Source organism: Methanothermobacter sp. THM-1, assembly GCF_009914355.1.
Lineage (GTDB): Archaea > Methanobacteriota > Methanobacteria > Methanobacteriales > Methanothermobacteraceae > Methanothermobacter > Methanothermobacter wolfei.
This window is the reverse complement of sequence record NZ_CP044013.1, coordinates 1,157,939-1,177,263: the sequence shown is the minus strand read 5'-3', so window position 1 is coordinate 1,177,263 and position 19,325 is coordinate 1,157,939. Positions and strand designations below refer to the sequence as shown.

The following is a 19,325-nucleotide window of genomic DNA, read 5'->3' as shown; positions in this document are numbered from 1 at the left end:
TTAACCCAGCTTTTCATGCACCCTTCTCAGTTCAGAGGGTATGTCTATCATCTGGGGGCAGGGCATGCATGAACCACAACCTGAACAGTTGGAGGCACGTTCCTCATCCTTCATTATCTTACGGTACCTGGTTTCAGCACCCCTCCTGCTCCTGAACCTGTAGATGTCATTCAGGAGCCTTAGATTCCCTGGTATGTCAACACCCTCGGGGCAGGGCATGCAGTACCCGCAGCCGGAGCACGGGACACTCTTCCTCATACGGTAGGCCCTTTTAACCTCCCTGAGAATCTCCCTGTCATCATCTGTAAGGTGGTAATCTGCAGAGGCCAGGGCCGTGTTCTCCTCAACCTCAGCCACACTGCTCATACCGCTAAGGACAACATCCACATCATCCATATCCCACAGGTACCTGAGACACCATTCCACAGGTTTCATGGGATCCTCTGCAAGGTCATATATCTCCTGGACCTCCACTGGAATGTTCCTTACAAGCGAACCTCCCCTGAGGGGTTCCATTATAACAGTACCGGCACCCCGGGACCTGGCATATGCTATGCTCTCTGGATTTGCCTGTTCATCATCAACTATGTTGTGCTGTACCTGCACGATATCCCAGTCATAGGAGTCCATTATGTCAAAGAATACACCGACATCGTCGTGGAATGAAAAACCTGTATATATACCCTGACCCCTGACCTCATCAAGGAAATCAAGGACCCCCAGCCCCTTAAGGTGCCTCCAGGAATCTTCCCTAAGATTATGGAGTAAGTATATGTCAATTTTACCCTTTAATCTTCTGCTCTGCTCCTTGAAATAGCAGTACATGTCATCCTTCTTTCGGACCAGCCATACCGGTAGCTTGGTTGCAACCGTAACCCTCTCAAGGTGTTCAGGGTGTTTGCTGAGGAATTCGCCTATGAACCTTTCACTTTCACCCCCATGGTAGGGGTAGGCCGTGTCTATATAATTCACACCCCCTTCAAGGGCGCGGCCCAGTATCCTTTCACCGGCCTTCAGGTCCAGTCTTCCATGGACTTCAGGGAACCGCATAACCCCTATCCCGAGTATGGATGCAGAGATGCCTGTTGAACCAAGTGTCCTGTACTTCATGAATACCACTTATTCAGAATTGACAGCTTTAACAGTCCTTTCACGCTTCTTGGTTGAGTTAAGGCCTTCAGAATCAATTTTCCCTGTCACTGTGCAGGAGGCAGACATCAATCCAGGAGCAGTCACCGCAGACCTCCCGTATAAGGGAGGCTTCCATGTTTTTAAGCTCTGATTCAAGCTCACTGTAGTCCCTGATATCTCCGCTCCTGATTCCAAGGATCTCCATGAGTTTACTGTCCATCCCCTTAACGGACTCATCCCCCATCATGCATGCTTCCCCATCCATGAAGGGGCAGGCAGTGCAGATTTCATCGGCAGAATCAACGATCATTACGGATACTGAGGGCCGGGATCTGAGTTTTCTGATAACCAGCTCCATGTTTTCAGTAAATTCCTCACTGTAACCGTAACCCTGAAAGCCCTGAATACAGAGGAGGTGATGGGCCCTGATGGTAATATCAGGGCAATCTCCATTCAGCCGCCTTTTCAATGTCAACCTCTTCACCGTAGGGCTCTTTGGGTGTTATGGCCCTTGTAAGTGCCGCTGCACCGGTTATCTTGACAAGGTCGCCTGCTATGAAGGGCAGAAGACCCATCACCAGGAGTTCCCAGACCCCTGGGAATGACCCTGTGGTGGTGTACATCCAGAGGCCAAGGACCATGAGTCCTGGTATGTATATGAGGGCAAAGTTTGCAAAGAGCATCAGTCCAAGCATGGGCATGAACTTCCTTGCACGTATGTACCTGTCAACAAGGTGGCCCAGGAAAAGGGCTGCCAGTACGAAGCCGATAAGATATCCTCCCGTGGCACCCATTATGACGTCGATGCCTCCGCTCATCTCCGCAAACCAGGGTATGCCTGCGGCGCCCACTGCAATGTATATTAACTGGCTCAGGCCACCCCAGTACCTTCCAAGGAGAACACCTGACATGAGAACAGCAAATGTCTGGGCGGTTATCGGGACCGGTGTCCATGGGAGGGGTATGACGATCTGGGCCATCACACCGGTAACGCATGCCATGAAGAATGCCATTATGGTCCTGTTGATGAATGTCTGTTCATTTCTCCATCTGAATAGACTGTAACGTATCCTGTAGTATCCTTCCAGGTTAATGTTCATTGATGAAAACCTCCATGAATTTATGGATAAAAGCTTAATGAATATCCCTAAAATAGTTGATCGGGATAGGATAAAAACTTTTTTGATGGATCATCAGGACCCATCCAGGCCTTCAACCCGCTTCACATACTCCATTATCCTGAATTTTCTCTCAAGTCCACGGTCATTCATATACCTTACCTTACCGAATATCTCCCTCTCACCCCAGGCCCTGTCATGTTTTCCAAAGCACCAGGCAACACCTGCAAAGCCATTGGGGTCACGGCCATCAAGCTCATATTTATTGTTAAGGTACAGTGCAATATCATAGGCCTTTTCAGGGTGATCTGTCCATTCAAGGATCTTTTTACCCCAGTACATCCTCATGTATCCATGCATCTTCCCGGTTATAACCATCTCCTTCTGGGCTGCGTTCCAGTAGGGGTCGTGTGTCCTGGCATCCTCAAGTTCCCTGAGGCTGTACTCGTACTCCCTGGGGTCTCCTGCATGCTCCTTGAGGGTCATGAGGGCCCAGTTTGGAAGACACTCTATTGAATGGTAGTTATCACTGTAATGGACGAAGTTTATGCTCAGCTCCCTTCTCACAATCAGCTGTTCAAGGAACTCAGGACATTTCCCGGCCTTTGAAGCCTTAAGTGCAAGGTAAAGGGGGGATATCTGTCCAAAGTGAAGGTAAGGGCTCATGTTGGAGATGCAGTTTTTAGTGGGGTCATTGCGGTGTTCTTTGAAGCACCTCAGTTTTGTTTTAAGGAATTCATCAAAGAGTTCCAGGGCCCTTGAGGTGCCGCCCCTGAAGAATGATGGCCCTGCATCACCCCCTGAAATGAAACCCCTGAGCACCCCTTCAGGGTCAGGACCAGGGTCAAGGTCTGTCTGGAATTTCGGTGTTCCTTTCTTCATCGGGACCATGAATTCAGGAAGCCTCCGGGTTATCCTTGGCCTGAACGTCCCTGCTGAGTATTCTTCCTTGACTGAGGCCTCCTCAACGGGTACAATTATGTTACCCTCAACTGGACAAGGGGGCATTCAAGGCCATCCCTTAAAGGATGGATCCAGCCATCCTCGATGTCAAGGTACCCCATGTCTGTTATAACCGCGGCCGCTTCATCAGAGTATTCCATGACCACATCCGGTGGGTCGCCCTCCTCCACAACAAGGGGGACCCCCACTGATTCAAGGGAGGCCCTGACCTCCAGGAGGCCCTCGGCCATGAATCTGTAGTGGCGTGGACAGGCATCAGGGAAATCCCGGGTAAGTCCGAAAAGGGTTATGAGGGGTTTTCCCAGATTATTGGCGGTTTCAATGGCGTATTCAAGGGCGGGGTTCCAGTGCGTCCTCTGTGATGCGTGCATCCAGTAGAGGACGTATTCACCCTTCCTGTTCACGGCCTCGCTGTTGAGGTGCCGTATCCTTTCCTTCTCTATCATCACCGGACCCTCATAGTGTTCTGTTCTCATGGGGTGCTGCCCCCACTGGCTGTACCATTATACCCTTAAGTGAATTCGTCAGTGAAGGCTTTCCAGTTTTTGGCTAACCCGCCACTGGCTGTCCCATTATAGCCTGAAGTGCCCTCATACTATGAGGGTTACGGGGACCAGTTCCCGGGGGTAGGGTTCAAAGAAGGTCTGACCCTTAAGGTATTCATCATCGAACCTGATAATCCATGATTTAAGGAGACTTATGGGTACTATGAGGGGAAGCAAACCCTTCCTGTAACCCTCAAGGGATTCAAGGAAGTAATTCTTCTCTTCATGGGTCAGTTCTGATGAAAAATGGCCAAAGGCATGAAGAAGTGTGTTGATGTTTCTACCAGGCTTCAGGGATTTCCTGGTTGCCATGCAGAGCATCTTCCGGTACTCTGAGAGCACGGTATCGAAGTCTTCATGGTCCTGCTCTGCTATTATCCGGCCAAGTCTCGCCTGGATGGCGGGGTCATAGGACATGAGGAGCATCTTGTTCTCTGTGTGGAATTCTATAAGGTCCCTGAGTTTGCCAACGGCCCTGAAGTCCCTCATGAGGTATATCTTGATGAGGAAGTCCTCCCTTATCTGCAGGTTCCTCAGGCGCCCCTCATCTTCAACTGCAAGGTACGGGAACCTTTCCTTCACTTTCCTGCCGAAGAAACCCATCCCATCGGTTCTTGATCTGGGGTTATCATCACGGTAGACCTTAACGTTTTTTATCCCGCATGAAGGCGACTTATTCTTTAATATGAATCCATCTATAATTTCAAGGGAGTCTAGGAAGGAGTCTATGAATGAATTCATGTCATCGGTGATGTCACGACCGGTTTCCGGCTGGACGAGCCTCAGGACACCATCCTCTTCAGTTATATGTATCGGTGATCTCGGGATGCCAAGGCCCACCTCCACCTCAGGGCATACCGTTATAAAATCAGCGTATGCAGAGAACTGCCTTACGAAGGGACTTGAAATCATGGACCCATCATACCTGCAGTGGTCATGTTCTATGCACCGGCTCAGGACGATGAGGGGTCTTCTGAACTTTCTCATGAAAGTATATTTAGCTAATATGATAGATAAATTTCACCAGGGAGATCTTCAGCTGATAAAATGACATGCAGAATACTCATACTTGAAGACGTCCCCTTTGACGTCGAACTCATGGAAAGGGAGATAAGGCTTTCAGGGATAGAATTCACATCAATGACGGTTGATAATGAGAAGGACTACCTTGAAGCCCTTGAAAACTTCAAACCTCATGTTATACTCGCCGATCATTCGCTCCCATCCTTTGATGGCCTTTCAGCCCTGAAAATTGCACTTGAAAGGTGTCCGAACGTTCCATTCATCTTTGTCAGCGGTAAGATAGGGGAAGAATTTGCGGTTGAAGCCCTTAAAAGGGGAGCGACGGATTATGTCCTGAAAAGCAACTTTTCAAAGGTCCCCATAGCCATAAAAAGGGCTTTAAGAGAGGTTGAAAAGCAGAAGGAACTTGAAAGGGCGAGAAAATCCCTGATTAAGAGTCACTGGCAGCTCAGGGAGGCCCAGAGGATAGGTAAAATTGGAAGCTGGCACTGGGACATGGAAGCCGACAGACTCTCATGTTCCGAGGAGGGGATGAGGATACTGGGGATAAAGCCCGATGAATTCAGTGGCAGCATCCATGAACTCATTGACAGGATACACCCGGATGACAGGGAGGACTTCAGGAGGCGGGTCATGTCAATGGAATCCTTTGAAGGTGAATACAGGGCTCTGATGGATGACGGTTCCATGAAAATCCTTTTATTCAGGGCCAAGGTTATCAGGGGACCCGGCGGCAATCCGGAAACCCTGATTGGAATAAAACAGGATGTAACTGAGGAGAAAAGGATAAGGGAATCCCTTGAGGCATCCCTGCAGGAGAAGGAGTTTCTTCTTTCTGAGGTTCATCACAGGGTTAAGAACAACCTTCAGCTCATATCAAGCCTCCTGAGACTGCAGTCACGATACATAGATGATGAGAAGTCCCTTGAGATATTCGGGGAGTGCCAGAACCGTGTTAAATCAATAGCCCTTGTACATGAAAAACTCTACGGTTCAAGGGATAACTCCAGGGTTAACCTGCGAGAATACCTTGAGGAACTGGTTAACGAAATCAGGGGGATGTGTAACGGTAAGAACATCATCTTCAACCTCCAGCTGGAGGACATGGATGCTGAAATAGATGTGGCGGTATCCATAGGCCTCATCGTTAATGAACTTGTAACAAACTCCATAAGGCACGGGATTTCCTATGAGGGTGCTGTAACGGTTAAACTTGAAATTATGGATGATGGAGCTATTCTTAAAGTTTCAGATACAGGGAAGGGACTCCCTGAAGGCTTTGATATTGATGAATCTCAGGGCTTCGGTTTAAGGCTCGTTAGGTTCATGCTTGAAAGGATAAATGGAAGTATAAGCCTTGAAGATGGTGATGGATGTAATTTTGTGGTCACCTTCAGGAAGGGTGGGTTATGATGAAGAAGAGGGTGGTTATTGTAGAGGATGAGGAGCTGGTTGCCCAGGACATAAAGGCCATCCTTGAAGATTATGGTTATGAGGTCCCTGCCATATTCCATTCTGCAGAGGATCTGATTGATAACCTTGAAAGGATAAAACCCGACTCTGTGATAATGGATATAATGCTTGAGGGATCCATGGATGGCATAGAGGCTGCAGGTATCATCAGGAAGAAGCATGATGTCCCGGTGATATACCTCACGGCCTACAGCGGTGATGAGATAGTTAAGAGGGCCATGGAGACAGAGCCCTATTCATACATCCTCAAGCCATTCCATGAGAGGGACATCCGCGTCAACCTTGAGATGGCCCTCTACAAGCATGAGGCGAAGAAGAACAGGGTGAGACTTATACAGCAGAGGACCATAAACGAGTACCTTAAGAAATCCATAGCCGAGAAGGAGCAGCTCCTCAGGGAACTCCATCACAGGGTTAAGAACAACCTCCAGCTAATCATAAGTCTCCTCTCCCTTCAGATAAGGTACATCGGCGACCCGGTGATGGAGGAATTTTTCATTGATTACCTCAACCAGTTACGTTCTATTTCCATGATCCATGAACGGGCCTACCCCTCAGGGGGCAGCTATATTATTGATTTTATTGATTATGTGAGGAGTCTCTCAATGCAGCTACTGGAATCACACGGCAGGACATCCGATGTTAAAATAAGAATCCATGGGGATCATGTGGAGCTTAACATGGACACAGCAGTCCCCCTGGGCCTTGTGATTTCAGAGTTAATATCAAATTCACTCAAACATGCCTTCACTGATGGGGGAGGTGAGATCTCCATTGAACTTGAAAAACTTGATGGAAGATACAGACTAATATTCGCCGACAACGGGCCGGGCTTGCCAGAAAACGTTAAATTCCCGGATGGAGGATCCTTCGGGTTCAGGATGATTGATAATCTTTCAAAACAGCTCGGCGGACACCTTGAAATCAGGAGACCTCCAAGGGGGACCATATTTATATTTGAGTTCAGTGAGCAGGTCTACAGTGAGAGGATAGATACCTGAGGATGTTTCTGGGTTTTTTTGCTGTAGTGGAGGGGATAGATAGTTAAGGGGGGGTGTTTCAGGGATATGGAGAGGACAGTTACATGCCATTTCAGACTGTAACTGTCCTTTATCTTTATATCATATTAAGAATCTCATCTATCTTTCCAGGTAGCTTCTCGTCTGCAAGGCTGTAGTGGACCCATACACCAACCTTTCGTGATTTAAGGATGCCGGCCTGCTTTAATACATTTAGGTGGTGTGAAACTGTTGGCTGTGGCTTTTCAAGGGCGGCCATTATCTCACATACGCAGAGCTCCCCACTGGATAGGAGGTGGACTATAAGGAGTCTTGTGGGGTCTGCAAGGGCCTTCAGAATTTCAGACTTTCGGGCTATATCGTCCTCAGATAGTTTTTTCAGTTTCTCCTTAAGGAGCCTTATATCTTCAGGGTTCGGGTTCCCTGGTTTACATGAAGTCATAACAATTACCTTAATTTCTAACCTATTTTCTGTGAACTACAAGTACCGGGACCTTTGAATTCCTCACAACTCTTTCTGACACGCTCCCCATGATGAATCTTTCAAGGGCGTGTTTGCCTGAAAATCCGACAACGATGAGGTCGGCATCCTCATCCTCTGCGACTTTAAGGATTGAATCAGCTGCCTTTCCCTCAACACTCTTTAAAGTGAATTTCAGACCTGACTCTTTTTCTTCTATCCTTTCTTTTACGTGTTTCAGGGCTCTTTCTGATTCCTCCCTGAAGAGCTTGATCACCTTACGGGTCAGTTCTTCAACCGGCAGTTCCGCAACAGGGTATATCTCAGTCACTGTCAGGACTATTAACTCTGCATCATTCTGTTCAGCTATCCTGATGGCGTGTTCCGCTGCGATATTGGAACATTCAGATCCATCTGTAGCAAGCAATATCTTCCTGTACAATTATAAAACCTCCATTTTTTCGTGTCCAGGGGATGAAGATCATGCTGAGGGCATGAAATCAGGGGTCCGCCTGTATTTGGCTGTATCAGCGCTCTGATGCCAGGGTTATAAAAGGGAAGGTCTTCACCTGCTCTTCAGTTTCTTCTCACAGTCATAACAGTACTCTGTGTCTCTATCGGTTTTGAAGAGCTTACCGCAGCCCTTACAGTTCACGTATCTGAGGCCTGATTTCTTTTTCTCAAGGATACCTGTCTGGCAGGCGCAGGCCCTTGAGTTAATCATGGCCTTTATCTTACCCTCAAAGCCCTTCTCTTCATCACTAACCATGATTCTCACCTTGAATGGATTATCAGGGTATCAGCATTAACATGATTCAAAATTAAATGGATTATGAGAGGATTTTTTTGATCTCGTCCTTTGATGCGACCCTCCCCATAATCTTAAGTTCACCGTCAACCGCAAGTCCCGGCAGGGCTGTAAGTCCTTCTTCGAGTATCTTATCCATGTCCTTTATCTTTTCAAAGTCAGCGTCGATTCCAAGTTCCTTAACAGCTTCTCTGGCGTTTTTCTCAAGCATTTGGCAGTTGGCACATCCAGTGCCGAATATCTGTATCTTCATATTTTCACCTCTCTAGATTATAAGGTTAAAGATGTAACCTGTTAGCGTTATTGAAACTGCCAGTATGGCTATGAAGGTGGCGAGGAGTTTTGGTTTCATAACCCTTCTGAGGATTATCATCTCAGGGAGTGATAGGGCTGTTATTGACATCATAAGTGCAAGGGCCGTCCCTGCAGCCATACCCTTCTCTATGAGGGCCGATATCAGTGGTATGGTCCCGGCGGCATTCGAGTAGAGGGGGACGCCTATGAGCACGGCCATGGGGACCGCGAGGATATTGTCACTTCCAGCATAATCCAGGAGGAAGTCTGATGGGAGATATCCGTGTATCCAGCCGCCGATGGCTATTGCGATGATGATGTAGGGTGAAACCCTCCTCAGTATGTTCACTGTTTCATTCTTTGCAATGATGTATCTTTCCCTCAGATCCGGTTGAGGTAGCTCCACATCTGCGGCCCCAAGGGCCTTCATCTTTTCAACAGTTTCATAGACGTAATCTTCCAGTTCCTTCTCCATCCTCAGTTTCCCGATAAGTATTCCTCCGAGGATGGCGATTATGAAACCGGATATTATGTAGAAGGCTGTTATCTCCCAGCCAAAGAGTCCGAGGAGGAGTATTATCGCTATCTCATTTATCATGGGGGAGGATATCAGGAAGGAGAAGGTCGCGCCTAGAGGGACACCAGCCTCAACGAATCCTATGAAGAGGGGGACAGCTGAACATGAACAGAAGGGGGTGATTATCCCTACGAGAGCAGCCAGAAAGTTTCCGGTATATTTATGGCGTTTTTCAAGGAGCTCCCGCACCCTGTTTGGGGGGATGTAGGTTCTGAGGAATGATATAACAAATATTAGGGTTATGAGCAGTAGGAATATCTTTATGGTGTCATAGATGAAGAAGTTAACCGCACTTCCAAGGTGGGATGATGGTTCCAGCCCGATGAGGCTGTATGTGACGTAGTCTGCAAATTCCTGTAGCAACCGCTAACCTCCATTCAAATATTCAAATTCATGGATATATTGTAGCTGAAGCTACATATAAACTTTTTTTATCTGGATGAATCTGAAATCAATATAAGGTATTAATAAAAAACAATTAAAGGAGTTTAGCACGGTCATAGACATTTTTAAGGGTCTGCATGTCCACACTCGTATATATCTGCGTGGTTGAAAGGTTTGAATGGCCGAGGAGCTGCTGTATAGCCCTTATATCCACACCATTCTTCAGGAGGTGGGTTGCAAAGGAATGCCTCAGGATGTGAGGAGTGACCTTCTTGTTTATACCCGCCTTACGGGCATAGTTCTTTATCATCATCTGAACGTACCTTGGAGTCAGGGGGTCGCCGAAGCGGTTTAAGAAGAGGTAATCACTTTCATAGACTCTTTTCTGGAGATAGTCCTCAAGCAGATGCCTGGTGTTCTCATCAAAGAGGACTATACGGTCCTTATCCCCCTTACCTCTTATCCTGATGGTCCTGTCCTGAAGGTCTATATCATTTATCCTCAGGGAGACGAGTTCAGAGACACGGAGTCCCGAGGAATAGAGGAGTGAAAGTATGAGACGATCACGGGTCCTGATGAACACATGAAGCTCTGAGCCGTCATCAGAGACCTCAACAGCATCTATCAGTTTCCTTACATCCTCTTCACTGAGGGACTTTGGTAGCGACTTGGTCCTCTTGGGAGCTTGGACCTCCTCAAGGCAGTTTATTTCACTGAATTCAAAGAACTTCTTCACAACAACGGTTACAAGATATATGTAGTTCTGGGTGACGTTTTTATCCCTTTTAAGATACTGTATGTACCTCTTGAATGATCGAAGAACCCTTCTGTCGTCGTAGAGGTCACCCTCATCCATTAAGAATTCATAAAAGTTTTTAATAATTGATTTATAGGTTTTTATTGTGTTGGGGGAATAATTTCTGATTTCAAGTTCAATTAGATACTCCTCAATGAGTTCAGGGAAATTATAACGTTCAAGAAGGCTCTGGTTTTCCTCTGCAGCTCCATTCATGTTCATTGTATCTACCAGAAAGCCCACTTAAATCTTGCGATTACATGTAACTGCGGTCTATGTTTTCATTGCTGTATCTGTGCTGTGACATGCGCTGTGAACTTGAAAGGTCCTTCTCAAGGGCCTTTTCAAAGCTCTTGTACCTTCTTATGATCTGGTCCTCAACGGAAACAGCTTTCCTCACGGCAACCTCCATGTGCTTGCTTTCAATGTATTTGCTGCCATCCATAACTGCAAGGTCACCGGCCATCCTGACAACGCCTCCAAGGTCACGGAGTCTGAGTGTAAGGGCATCATTTGTGTCATCAATTACCCTTGCACGGCGTCTGGCTTCCTCAATGAGTATCTCAACGGCAGCGGCACGTGCATGGGGTATCTTCCCATCAAGTTCAATCTCCTGTGCAACAAACTGGACTATCTTTGCCCTGTTCTCGTCAGTATCAGGCATTGTGGTGTTAAGGAGAAGTTCATAGCCCTCGCCCTGCACACGTGACCTCAGCGGAGGGAGTATGTACTGCAGGTCTGCAATGTTACATGCCCCCACGAATATGAAGTCGCAGGGGACCTCATCAACCTTCACGGAGCTCCCTGCACTCTGGGGGTTCCTGCCCACAATCGGGAAGGTCTTATCCTGCATTGCACTGAATATGAACCTCTGGAGTCCTGCAATATGGACTATCTCGTCTATGAAGAGGACGCCCTCATGGGCCTCATGGACGGCCCCCGGGACTACCCGTTCATAGGGATGTGAACCGAGGTCCGGGTGGCCGCCGTAGGGGTCGTGGCGGACATCACCAAGGAGTTCGGTTTCACTGGCCCCTGTTGCTTGGACAAAGGTTTTCCTGTCAAGGGGTACTATGACGTTCCTGGGTTTCTCCTCAACCATCTGTCTTCTCTTTTCAAGGGCGCTCTGGTCAAGGACCTTGATTTCATCACCACCGACCCTCTCATAGATAACAACCTCCTCGACACCATCAATGATCCTTGTGGTGGTAACCCTCTTCTGGGGAACGCTTAGGTGACCTGAACTCATCTCAAACATTCCGAGGAGATCCCCTATATGCTTTCGCCTGGCCTTTATGTGTGAAAATTTGTCCCCGCCACATTTTGGGCAGAGACTGCTGTATGCACTGCTGTACTCCCCGCAGTGGATGCACTTGAATCCAAGTCTCTCTGCAACGGCATCCGGAACGCTTTGGGGGTCTATGAGTTCTCCCTCAGCCCTTTCAATTTCAAGGATTTCATTTTCTATTTCCTTGCGGCTTTTAACCTCAACAAAGGGTCTTTCGGGCCTCTCAGGGTTATGAACGACCGTTATCTCCTCGGAGGGTTCCGGCAGATGAAAAGAAAGGGCCTGGGCAAGGAGGGACTTTCCTATGCCCGGCGGCCCAACGAGAAGCAGGTGTCTTCGCTGCTTTGCAGCTATCTTTATCATTGGCATTACATCGTCATGGCCTATAACCCTTTCAAGGGGATCCTCAGGTATCCTGACGTCCTCTGTGGTATTTATGTCCTTCAGATACTCCCGATTCATATCAACATACATTTTTCATGCCTTCTTTCATGGATGGGTCATGTGTGGCCTGTTATCAGTTTCAGGCTGTGGGGTTTTTTTACTATGTCCCCGCTCCTCACGGCCACAAGGTACTTTAGCCCCTTCTCAAAGGAGATGTCCACGAGGCGCTGTGTTATGACCCCATCAAAGACCACTGCGTAGGGGTGGTTGTTGACCCTGCTCAGTTCATCGTAGAGGTTTTCCACCTTCACCTCCTTCAGTATGTTCAGGGCATCATCCAGTATCTCCGCGTTCCCTGTGCCCTCAAGTTCCTTGAGTATGTTCTTCAGGAGGACCAGTTTATCCTCTGTTTTTTTCTTTGAGGGCTGCATTCCGAGTTCATGGTAGAACTGTTCAACAGGGACCTTGTTCCTCAGGGCCATCATTATCTCATCCTTCTCAAGGTCCTCAACCTCCTTTCCGCGGGGCGCCCTTGTCACATAGTCTATCTCTCCCACCTGGAGCAGTTCCTTGAGTATTAATTCGCCTCCGCGGTCACCGTCAACAAAGGCCGTGACCGTTTTCTTCTTTGTGAGATCTGCAACGGTTTTCGGTACACTGACACCCTCAACCGCGATTGCATTCTTTATACCGTACTTGAGGAGGTTTAGCACATCTGATCTGCCCTCAACAACGAGTATCGCATCGGATGTCTCAACGTTTGGGCCTGCTGGAAGCTTCTCCTCACCGTACTCGGTGATTTCATGGACCCTCATAGCCTCCTTAACTTCCTCTATCATCCTGAGGCTTTCAGGGGTCACTTCCTCCATCATGCTGGCGTAGATCTCCTTGGCCCTCTCAACCACCCTTTTTCTTTTAACGGCCCTGACATCCTCCACCTTTGTAACCTGGATGTAGGCTTCGCAGGGACCAACACGGTTGATGGTTTCAAGGGAGGCTGCGAGTATGGCTGTCTCAACACGGTCCAGGCTTGACGGGATGATGATCTCACCCTTTGATTTACCCCCCCTTGATGTTATGTTGACCTTGATTCTACCGATTCTCCCTGTCTTCTGAAGTTCCCTGAGGTCAAGGTCGTTGCTGAGAAGGCCTTCGGTCTGACCGAATATCGCCCCAACGACGTCGGGTTTCTCAACGATTCCATTAGCGTTAATCTGAGCGTGAATAAGGTATTTAGTTGTACTTATCTCTTCTTTTCCCATGTAAACCCTCCTTTTGAGGAATGATGGTTATCAAATTAAATGTAATGATAACTGTCAGATATTATCAGTAGAGGTAGGGGCTGACCTGAAACTTCAGCCTTTCAATGTATGAAGGCAGGCTCTGTATGTCCTTGATGTATCTCCTTGTCATGCCCATGAGTCTGCGGCGTATGCTGAGGTCCGGATATGATCCAAGGCTCTGTATATCCATGTAAAGTCTCCTTGCAAGTTCACTGCCCTTCCTATCAAAATCTGTGAGTATTATGACCCTTGAGGACATGGCGGCCCTAAGGGCGATTTCAGAGAGATTCAAACTGGACCCTGAAACCTTTATGAAGGGTCCGTTGACTCCCAGTTCCCTGAGGGCCTCCTCATCCTTCCGGCCTTCTATGAGAATGGGCACTCCCTGCTCTCCCTGATATTTAAGTTCATCAATCTCATCGTTTATCTGCTGAAGCTTCATAAGAGACATTTTAAGCCCTTTTATAACCTTGATAATATCTATATTTTATATGGAGATACTGATATATAAAATAATCACAGAAGCAATCCAATACAATTATGATTTTTACGGCACCCCTTCTCCGGTATCATGGGGGGTTATAATTTAAATATACTTTTCATCATAATACTTATATCATTTTGATAAAAGAATGGAGGAAAGATGGTGGCTAAAGGCCTTATAAGGATTGTTCTGGATATACTGAAACCCCATGAACCAATAATACCTGAATATGCCAAGTATCTCAGTGAACTGCGGGGTGTTGAGGGTGTTAATATAACCCTCATGGAGATTGATAAGGAGACAGAGAACATTAAGGTGACGATTCAGGGGAACGACCTGGATTTTGATGAGATAACAGAGGCAATCGAGAGCTATGGTGGTTCCATACACAGTGTTGATGAGGTTGTAGCTGGAAAAACCATGGTCGAAGAGGTTACAACTCCTCAGGACTGATTTTATGGTTCGAAGGGGTATAAAACCCATTGAACGTCTCAGGGGTCTTGGCGCTGTGAGGGACCCCACCAGGCTCCTGAAGGACATATCCACCCCACAGCTTTCTGATGCGGTGAAGAGTGTAACCGGTGAAAACAGGGCCATCACATCTCTGAAATCAGTTAACGGGCTGATGGTGGCCGGTCGCGCTGTAACCGCAGAGACATCCAGCCGCGACTGGGGCACTTCAGTCCTGGCGGTTGATGCTGCGGACTCAGGGGATGTTATCTTCATAAGGACCGATGGCGATGAAATGGCTGTATGGGGTGAACTCACATCAATGGCTGCCATGAACATGGGGATTGCAGGGGCGGTTATCTATGGCTCATGCAGGGATCTTGATGCCATCAGGGGTCTTGATTTCCCGGTATTCTCAAGGAGCCATGTTCCCTGCGCAGGGGAACCCCTTGCAGAGGGATCCATAAACATGGCGGTGGAGTGCGACGGTGTGACGGTTGAGCCAGGTGATTTCATCATGGGGGATGAATCAGGGGTTGTTGCTGTACCCTGGAGGCTCATCGGTGATGTTGTTAAGGAGGCCCTCAAGATAAAGGAGAAGGAGATCCTCATAAAGGATGCCTATGGAAGGGGTTTAACCCTCTCTGAGATTCTTGGCTTGAAGTAGTTGATTTTATGGCTGAGAAGGATGTCTTTGCATATCTGAGGGAGAACAGGAAGACCATAATATTCTCCTTCCTTGCCGTCGCAGTCATAATATTCCTTATAAGTTTTTTTGCAGGTTTCGGGGATATACTGGCAGCCCTTGAGGGCACCAGCATGTATTTCCTGGCCCTGAATTTCCTTTTTGAGGCCATGATCCTTTTACTCTGGACCCTCAGATGGAGGCTTATACTTAACCTGGTTGATGAGGCACCGGCCTTTCCAAGGCTCTTTATGATGCTTCTTGCAAGCATATTCGGGAACAACATAACCCCGGGGGCTGCAGGGGGTGAGCCGCTGAGGGCTTACCTCCTCCTGGAGGTTGAAGGGACACCCTTTGAGATTGGCTTCGCATCATCAACTGCTGACAGGGTCTTTGAATTCGTGCCCTTTGCTCTGATATCCATACTCTCGGCGGTACTCATAATGACATGGGATATATCTTTATGGACCAGGCTCACCGTCAGTTTCCTTATATTCACAACCATTGTCATCTTTTCCCTCGCCATCTATGTGGGTATGAACACAAGGATAGCCCAGAGCATAGCCATTTCAGTCACCCGCAGACTTGTCTCATGGATATCCCGTTTCAGGGCAGAGGATATCAAGTTCTCAGGGATACATGACAGGGTGATGTTCTATATAAAGAGGTTCACGGATGGTTTCTCAATGACCCTCAGGGACCGGAGGGTCTTTGTCCTGGGGTTTTTCATATCCCTGATGATGTGGTTCCTTGATGTCTGCCGCCTTTACATATGCTTCATGGCGGTGGGGGTTTCACCACCCATGGTCCCCCTTATCATTATCTATACTGGGGGGATCCTCATATCCCTTCTTCCCCTTCTTCCAGGCTCCCTTGGTCTCAGGGAGGGCATACTTGTGGCCCTATTTGCTGTTGCAGGTATAGGGGCTGATTATGTGATGGCTGCAAGTGTCATTGACAGGATTGCAAGTTACGCTGCACCGACCCTTGCGGGCCTTCTTGCGGCCCTCTACTATGGAAGGCACATCGCAGATAGCCACTGAAATATATAATTATCGAAACATTTATATATGAGTAAATCGAGAATATTCTATATAAAATTTTCGGTGGATTATGAAGATTTTAGGGAATATTTCACATATCTCCAACAGGGGAAGAATCATAGCACGCTCAGAGAGAACACCGAAGCTTGGAGCACCTGTTTTTACTTCTGATGGAAAGAGGATTGGAAGCGTCCATGATATCTTTGGTCCAACACGGAAACCATACATATCCATCAAAACAGGTCGTGCAGTAAACACAGAAAAGTTTGAGAACCGAGTTGGAGAGACTTTATACGAGGGTATAAAGAATGTGAAAAAATGGGGGCGAAGGAAACGAAGGAAAAAATGAGGTCTGATGTTTCTGAAATAGAGAAGGAAACAAAATGCCCTGAATGTGGCTCCGAAGATCTCAGGGGCGACTACGAAAGGGCTGAAATTGTCTGTGGGAAATGCGGGCTTGTCATAGATGATAACCTGGTTGATATGGGTCCTGAGTGGAGGGCCTTTGACCATGAACAGAGGGACAAGAGGACAAGGGTAGGTGCACCCATAACCTACACCATACACGACAAGGGACTCTCCACAATGATAGACTGGAGAAACAAGGACATATACGGAAGGGACATACCGGCAAGGAACAGGGCCCAGTGGTACCGTCTCAGGAAGTGGCAGAGGAAGATAAGGATTTCAGGCGCCACAGAGAGAAATCTTGCATTTGCTCTCAGTGAACTTGACAGGGACTCATCAAGGCTTGGCCTCCCCAGAAGTGTGAGGGAAGCCGCCTCAATGGTGTACAGGAGAGCGGTGGAAAACAAACTCATAAGGGGAAGGAGCATTGAAGGAGTTGTTGCAGCATCACTCTACGCGGCATGCAGAAGCTGCAACGTCCCCAGGACACTTGATGAGATCGCTGAGGTATCAAGGGTAAGCAAGAAGGAGGTTGGAAGGACCTACAGGTTCCTCACAAGGGAACTGAACATAAAACTTCCCCCAACATCACCCGTTGACTACGTTCCAAGGTTTGCAAGTGAACTGGGACTTTCAGGGGAGGTCCAGTCCAAGGCCATCGAAATAATTGAAATGGCCATGAAGAACGGTTTAACATCTGGAAGGGGCCCTACAGGTGTTGCAGCGGCAGCACTGTACATAGCATCTGTTCTTCTGGGTGAGAGGAAGACCCAGAGGGACGTTGCCGAGGTTGCGGGTGTAACCGAGGTAACAATAAGGAACAGATACAAGGAGCTCACAGAGCAGCTGGATCTTGGTGTAACACTCTAGCTGCACCAAACCCCTTTTAAAGGATTTTTGAATCATTTAACTCATCAGCATCCAGGATTAACTTATTTTTAACTGATTTGTTAACATCCCCCTGCGCACTCCCTTATTGTTTTTTTAAGGGCATCTATTATCTCATTGTTACCATCATCGTATCCTTCAAGGTTCTTTCTGTAGATGTCCAGGCGGCCAAGGAACTCTTCAATGGATTCCCTGCGTGTTTCCTCGTGGAATTCACCGTAACCCAGCCTTTCAAGGTAAACAGCATTGAGTATCTGCTCAAACTGGCTCCTGACAGGGACGCTGTAGACGGGCTTCTTAAGGTGGAGGGCCTCGCTTATAAGGGTGAAACCACCGTTTGTGATGACCGCAGCGGCAGATTCAAAGTCCCTGAAGAAGCGGTCCTCATTGAATTTCCTGAAGAGGAGGTTCCCCTCCTCTCTGTCGACATCAAATCCATAGACGATAAACTTCCTGTCAATGCTTCTGAGTATTTCAAGGAGCTTCTCATTGGATTTACTTGTCTGGTAGACCAGGACATGGTCACCATAGTACGGCTTAAGGTTCCTTATCTCCTCCCTCAGTACCGGGGGATACATGGACACCCTCTCAGGGTCCCTGACCTCGGGGAAGAAGTAACTTGTTATAAGGTATCTCCTCGGCCTGACGATAAAGGACCTCACCACGGCCTCGGCCTTCAGCTTGTCCTTCCTGAACCTATCAGGGTACTCGATCCTGCACTTGGTTATAACATGCATGTTGTCTATGCTTATGAGGGGTATTCGAAGCATGTTACTTATGAGGCTGGCATAGAATTCAAAGTCAGAGACAACAACATCCGGTTTAAAGTCCCTTGCTGTGCGGTAGAGGAGCTTAAGGTTCTCCTTCAGGTCCCTGGGGAATGTCCTCATGGCCCTGACAAATGTTTTAACATCATTAACGGAGTTGTCCTCATAGACCGTGTTGAAACCGTATATCTCATGGACGTTATCGAATTTGCTGCTCAGGTATCTGTAGGCGCGGTCACTTGCAAATATGAGTACCTCATGGTCCTTTACAAGTTCTTCCAGGATCACACCGCTCCTTATAGCATGACCCATACCCTCACCGCAGACCGAGTAGAGGACCCGTGGCTTTTTATCATAACCGAATTCGTAGTTGAGGTCCTCTGCACTGAGCCTTTTTCCCATGAAATCATATATCGTGCTCCTGGTGTACTTGAATGCAAGGTTCCTGAGTCCCTCCTTTTCAAGTCTACGGATGGATACAAGCACCCTCGGCTTTCTGAGGACCTTGAATTTACTTATTTTCCCTATCCGTTCTATGTAGTCGGTGTCCTCGCCGAAGTCAAGGGACTCATCAAAGCCCCCAACCCTTTCATGAAGATCCCTCCTGGCCAGTATACCGTAGCAACCGGCACCATGGGGCTTTATGGACTCAACAAGTATCATGAACCTGTTCGCAAATTCATGGAGTATCTTATCCCTTTTCCTTGTTGAAAGTGGTATCATCTGGGTTATTGCTATTCCAAGGCCCTCTGATTCGAACTCCTCAACGGCGTCCCTGAGGTAGCCGTCTGTGAGTACAAGGTCAGCGTCAAGGAAGAGGAGGAGTTCGCCGCGGGCGACGGCAGCGCCACGGTTTCTTCCAGCTGCCGGCAGTCCTCCGTCAACAACACGGCAACCGTAATCCTCAGCTATCCTTAGGGTATTGTCGGTCGAGTCTGCATCTGCAACTATGACCTCGTAGTCCCTGAAATCCTGCCTTTTTATACTTTCAAGGAGTCCTGGAAGGTATTCCTCCTCATTGTAGGTTGGTATGATTATACTGAGCTTCATGTAT

The 19,325-nt window shown here is 47.8% G+C and carries 23 protein-coding genes; 7 read left to right on the top strand and 16 right to left on the bottom strand.

All coding sequences use genetic code 11. The features are described 5' to 3' along the window. The 6 genes from FZP57_RS06125 to FZP57_RS06105 all read right to left on the bottom strand — a co-directional run bounded on the left by FZP57_RS06125 (nt 1) and on the right by FZP57_RS06105 (nt 4,744). The gene (locus FZP57_RS06125; protein ID WP_074359215.1) at nt 1-1,110 is read right to left on the bottom strand and encodes an aldo/keto reductase; all 1,110 of its coding nucleotides are present in this window, start codon (nt 1,108-1,110) and stop codon (nt 1-3) included. A 73-nt stretch (nt 1,111-1,183) separates the two neighbouring features. Continuing rightward, nucleotides 1,184-1,615 carry a DUF1284 domain-containing protein gene (locus tag FZP57_RS06120; protein ID WP_084531246.1) on the bottom strand — a complete coding sequence of 144 codons (432 nt, stop codon included), beginning with the start codon at nt 1,613-1,615 and terminating at the stop codon, nt 1,184-1,186. After that, nucleotides 1,569-2,231, bottom strand: coding sequence for a biotin transporter BioY (locus FZP57_RS06115; RefSeq protein ID WP_191216066.1), 663 nt, complete (start codon nt 2,229-2,231; stop codon nt 1,569-1,571). Before FZP57_RS06115 ends, FZP57_RS06120 begins: the two co-directional genes overlap by 47 nt. Nucleotides 2,232-2,324: 93 nt before the next feature. Further along, the gene (locus tag FZP57_RS06110) at nt 2,325-3,257 is read right to left on the bottom strand and encodes a hypothetical protein (RefSeq protein ID WP_238337869.1); all 933 of its coding nucleotides are present in this window, start codon (nt 3,255-3,257) and stop codon (nt 2,325-2,327) included. Next, on the bottom strand, nt 3,227-3,658 hold the full coding sequence (locus FZP57_RS09500; RefSeq protein WP_238337868.1) for a deoxyribodipyrimidine photo-lyase: 432 nt from the start codon (nt 3,656-3,658) through the stop codon (nt 3,227-3,229). The genes FZP57_RS06110 and FZP57_RS09500 overlap by 31 nt, the downstream gene beginning before the upstream one ends. Before the next feature lie 144 nt (nt 3,659-3,802). Next, nucleotides 3,803-4,744 carry a DUF523 and DUF1722 domain-containing protein gene (locus FZP57_RS06105; RefSeq protein ID WP_074359213.1) on the bottom strand — a complete coding sequence of 314 codons (942 nt, stop codon included), beginning with the start codon at nt 4,742-4,744 and terminating at the stop codon, nt 3,803-3,805. Between the two features lie 60 nt (nt 4,745-4,804). Here FZP57_RS06105 and FZP57_RS06100 point away from each other — a divergent pair, with 60 nt between their 5' ends. Both FZP57_RS06100 and FZP57_RS06095 read left to right on the top strand, forming a co-directional pair. Next, nucleotides 4,805-6,193 (top strand): sensor histidine kinase, encoded by a 1,389-nt coding sequence (locus FZP57_RS06100; protein ID WP_191216065.1) that lies wholly within the window; start codon nt 4,805-4,807, stop codon nt 6,191-6,193. Beyond that, nucleotides 6,190-7,254 (top strand): sensor histidine kinase, encoded by a 1,065-nt coding sequence (locus FZP57_RS06095; RefSeq protein ID WP_191216064.1) that lies wholly within the window; start codon nt 6,190-6,192, stop codon nt 7,252-7,254. Before FZP57_RS06100 ends, FZP57_RS06095 begins: the two co-directional genes overlap by 4 nt. A 115-nt stretch (nt 7,255-7,369) precedes the next feature. Here the strand turns inward: FZP57_RS06095 and FZP57_RS06090 are convergent, their stop codons facing one another. The 9 genes from FZP57_RS06090 to FZP57_RS06050 form a co-directional block, all read right to left on the bottom strand. Beyond that, the gene (locus tag FZP57_RS06090) at nt 7,370-7,714 is read right to left on the bottom strand and encodes a helix-turn-helix transcriptional regulator (RefSeq protein ID WP_074359210.1); all 345 of its coding nucleotides are present in this window, start codon (nt 7,712-7,714) and stop codon (nt 7,370-7,372) included. 22 nt (nt 7,715-7,736) lie between these two features. Next, nucleotides 7,737-8,174, bottom strand: a complete 438-nt coding sequence (locus FZP57_RS06085) for a universal stress protein (RefSeq protein ID WP_074359209.1) — start codon at nt 8,172-8,174, stop codon at nt 7,737-7,739. Nucleotides 8,175-8,297: 123 nt separating this feature from the next. Next, nucleotides 8,298-8,501 (bottom strand): hypothetical protein, encoded by a 204-nt coding sequence (locus FZP57_RS06080; RefSeq protein WP_074359208.1) that lies wholly within the window; start codon nt 8,499-8,501, stop codon nt 8,298-8,300. 61 nt (nt 8,502-8,562) lie between these two features. After that, entirely contained in the window at nt 8,563-8,793 is a 231-nt protein-coding gene (locus FZP57_RS06075; RefSeq protein WP_074359207.1) for an MTH895/ArsE family thioredoxin-like protein, read from the bottom strand. 12 nt (nt 8,794-8,805) lie between these two features. Further along, on the bottom strand, nt 8,806-9,774 hold the full coding sequence (locus FZP57_RS06070; RefSeq protein ID WP_191216063.1) for a permease: 969 nt from the start codon (nt 9,772-9,774) through the stop codon (nt 8,806-8,808). A 115-nt stretch (nt 9,775-9,889) separates the two neighbouring features. Then, the gene (gene xerA, locus FZP57_RS06065; RefSeq protein ID WP_074359206.1) at nt 9,890-10,813 is read right to left on the bottom strand and encodes a site-specific tyrosine recombinase/integron integrase; all 924 of its coding nucleotides are present in this window, start codon (nt 10,811-10,813) and stop codon (nt 9,890-9,892) included. A 34-nt stretch (nt 10,814-10,847) separates the two neighbouring features. After that, nucleotides 10,848-12,353: an ATP-binding protein gene (locus tag FZP57_RS06060; protein WP_191216062.1), complete on the bottom strand. Its 1,506-nt coding sequence runs from the start codon at nt 12,351-12,353 to the stop codon at nt 10,848-10,850. 26 nt (nt 12,354-12,379) lie between these two features. Beyond that, nucleotides 12,380-13,525: a DNA primase DnaG gene (gene dnaG, locus FZP57_RS06055; protein ID WP_074359204.1), complete on the bottom strand. Its 1,146-nt coding sequence runs from the start codon at nt 13,523-13,525 to the stop codon at nt 12,380-12,382. A 64-nt stretch (nt 13,526-13,589) separates the two neighbouring features. Next, nucleotides 13,590-13,997, bottom strand: a complete 408-nt coding sequence (locus FZP57_RS06050; RefSeq protein ID WP_074359203.1) for a toprim domain-containing protein — start codon at nt 13,995-13,997, stop codon at nt 13,590-13,592. A 192-nt stretch (nt 13,998-14,189) separates the two neighbouring features. On the opposite strand from FZP57_RS06050, the gene FZP57_RS06045 reads away from it, so the two are divergent. The 5 genes from FZP57_RS06045 to FZP57_RS06025 all read left to right on the top strand — a co-directional run bounded on the left by FZP57_RS06045 (nt 14,190) and on the right by FZP57_RS06025 (nt 17,486). Continuing rightward, the gene (locus FZP57_RS06045) at nt 14,190-14,483 is read left to right on the top strand and encodes a DUF211 domain-containing protein (RefSeq protein ID WP_074359202.1); all 294 of its coding nucleotides are present in this window, start codon (nt 14,190-14,192) and stop codon (nt 14,481-14,483) included. Nucleotides 14,484-14,487: 4 nt separating this feature from the next. Then, on the top strand, nt 14,488-15,147 hold the full coding sequence (locus FZP57_RS06040) for a dimethylmenaquinone methyltransferase (RefSeq protein ID WP_074359201.1): 660 nt from the start codon (nt 14,488-14,490) through the stop codon (nt 15,145-15,147). Between the two features lie 8 nt (nt 15,148-15,155). Further along, entirely contained in the window at nt 15,156-16,208 is a 1,053-nt protein-coding gene (locus tag FZP57_RS06035; RefSeq protein ID WP_074359200.1) for a UPF0104 family protein, read from the top strand. Between the two features lie 70 nt (nt 16,209-16,278). Continuing rightward, nucleotides 16,279-16,557, top strand: coding sequence for an H/ACA ribonucleoprotein complex subunit GAR1 (locus FZP57_RS06030; protein WP_074359199.1), 279 nt, complete (start codon nt 16,279-16,281; stop codon nt 16,555-16,557). Next, a complete protein-coding gene (locus tag FZP57_RS06025) occupies nt 16,554-17,486 on the top strand; it encodes a transcription initiation factor IIB (RefSeq protein ID WP_074359198.1) in 933 nt (310 codons plus the stop codon). The genes FZP57_RS06030 and FZP57_RS06025 overlap by 4 nt, the downstream gene beginning before the upstream one ends. An 80-nt stretch (nt 17,487-17,566) precedes the next feature. Here FZP57_RS06025 and FZP57_RS06020 read toward each other — a convergent pair whose 3' ends face one another. Beyond that, a complete protein-coding gene (locus tag FZP57_RS06020) occupies nt 17,567-19,321 on the bottom strand; it encodes an MJ1255/VC2487 family glycosyltransferase (RefSeq protein WP_191216061.1) in 1,755 nt (584 codons plus the stop codon). Nucleotides 19,322-19,325 lie beyond the last annotated feature (4 nt).

What these genes read in the sequence shown, in the direction of transcription:
- dnaG (WP_074359204.1), bottom strand. Translation starts at nt 13,525, where the DNA reads ATGGGAAAAGAAGAGATAAGTACAACTAAATACCTTATTCACGCTCAG.
- FZP57_RS06060 (WP_191216062.1), bottom strand. Translation starts at nt 12,353, where the DNA reads ATGTATGTTGATATGAATCGGGAGTATCTGAAGGACATAAATACCACA.
- FZP57_RS06035 (WP_074359200.1), top strand. Translation starts at nt 15,156, where the DNA reads ATGGCTGAGAAGGATGTCTTTGCATATCTGAGGGAGAACAGGAAGACC.
- FZP57_RS06105 (WP_074359213.1), bottom strand. Translation starts at nt 4,744, where the DNA reads ATGAGAAAGTTCAGAAGACCCCTCATCGTCCTGAGCCGGTGCATAGAA.
- FZP57_RS06020 (WP_191216061.1), bottom strand. Translation starts at nt 19,321, where the DNA reads ATGAAGCTCAGTATAATCATACCAACCTACAATGAGGAGGAATACCTT.
- FZP57_RS06100 (WP_191216065.1), top strand. Translation starts at nt 4,805, where the DNA reads ATGACATGCAGAATACTCATACTTGAAGACGTCCCCTTTGACGTCGAA.
- FZP57_RS06125 (WP_074359215.1), bottom strand. Translation starts at nt 1,110, where the DNA reads ATGAAGTACAGGACACTTGGTTCAACAGGCATCTCTGCATCCATACTC.
- FZP57_RS06045 (WP_074359202.1), top strand. Translation starts at nt 14,190, where the DNA reads ATGGTGGCTAAAGGCCTTATAAGGATTGTTCTGGATATACTGAAACCC.
- FZP57_RS06075 (WP_074359207.1), bottom strand. Translation starts at nt 8,793, where the DNA reads ATGAAGATACAGATATTCGGCACTGGATGTGCCAACTGCCAAATGCTT.
- FZP57_RS06090 (WP_074359210.1), bottom strand. Translation starts at nt 7,714, where the DNA reads ATGACTTCATGTAAACCAGGGAACCCGAACCCTGAAGATATAAGGCTC.
- FZP57_RS09500 (WP_238337868.1), bottom strand. Translation starts at nt 3,658, where the DNA reads ATGATAGAGAAGGAAAGGATACGGCACCTCAACAGCGAGGCCGTGAAC.
- FZP57_RS06095 (WP_191216064.1), top strand. Translation starts at nt 6,190, where the DNA reads ATGATGAAGAAGAGGGTGGTTATTGTAGAGGATGAGGAGCTGGTTGCC.
- FZP57_RS06110 (WP_238337869.1), bottom strand. Translation starts at nt 3,257, where the DNA reads ATGCCCCCTTGTCCAGTTGAGGGTAACATAATTGTACCCGTTGAGGAG.
- FZP57_RS06040 (WP_074359201.1), top strand. Translation starts at nt 14,488, where the DNA reads ATGGTTCGAAGGGGTATAAAACCCATTGAACGTCTCAGGGGTCTTGGC.
- FZP57_RS06030 (WP_074359199.1), top strand. Translation starts at nt 16,279, where the DNA reads ATGAAGATTTTAGGGAATATTTCACATATCTCCAACAGGGGAAGAATC.
- xerA (WP_074359206.1), bottom strand. Translation starts at nt 10,813, where the DNA reads ATGAACATGAATGGAGCTGCAGAGGAAAACCAGAGCCTTCTTGAACGT.
- FZP57_RS06115 (WP_191216066.1), bottom strand. Translation starts at nt 2,231, where the DNA reads ATGAACATTAACCTGGAAGGATACTACAGGATACGTTACAGTCTATTC.
- FZP57_RS06025 (WP_074359198.1), top strand. Translation starts at nt 16,554, where the DNA reads ATGAGGTCTGATGTTTCTGAAATAGAGAAGGAAACAAAATGCCCTGAA.
- FZP57_RS06050 (WP_074359203.1), bottom strand. Translation starts at nt 13,997, where the DNA reads ATGTCTCTTATGAAGCTTCAGCAGATAAACGATGAGATTGATGAACTT.
- FZP57_RS06080 (WP_074359208.1), bottom strand. Translation starts at nt 8,501, where the DNA reads ATGGTTAGTGATGAAGAGAAGGGCTTTGAGGGTAAGATAAAGGCCATG.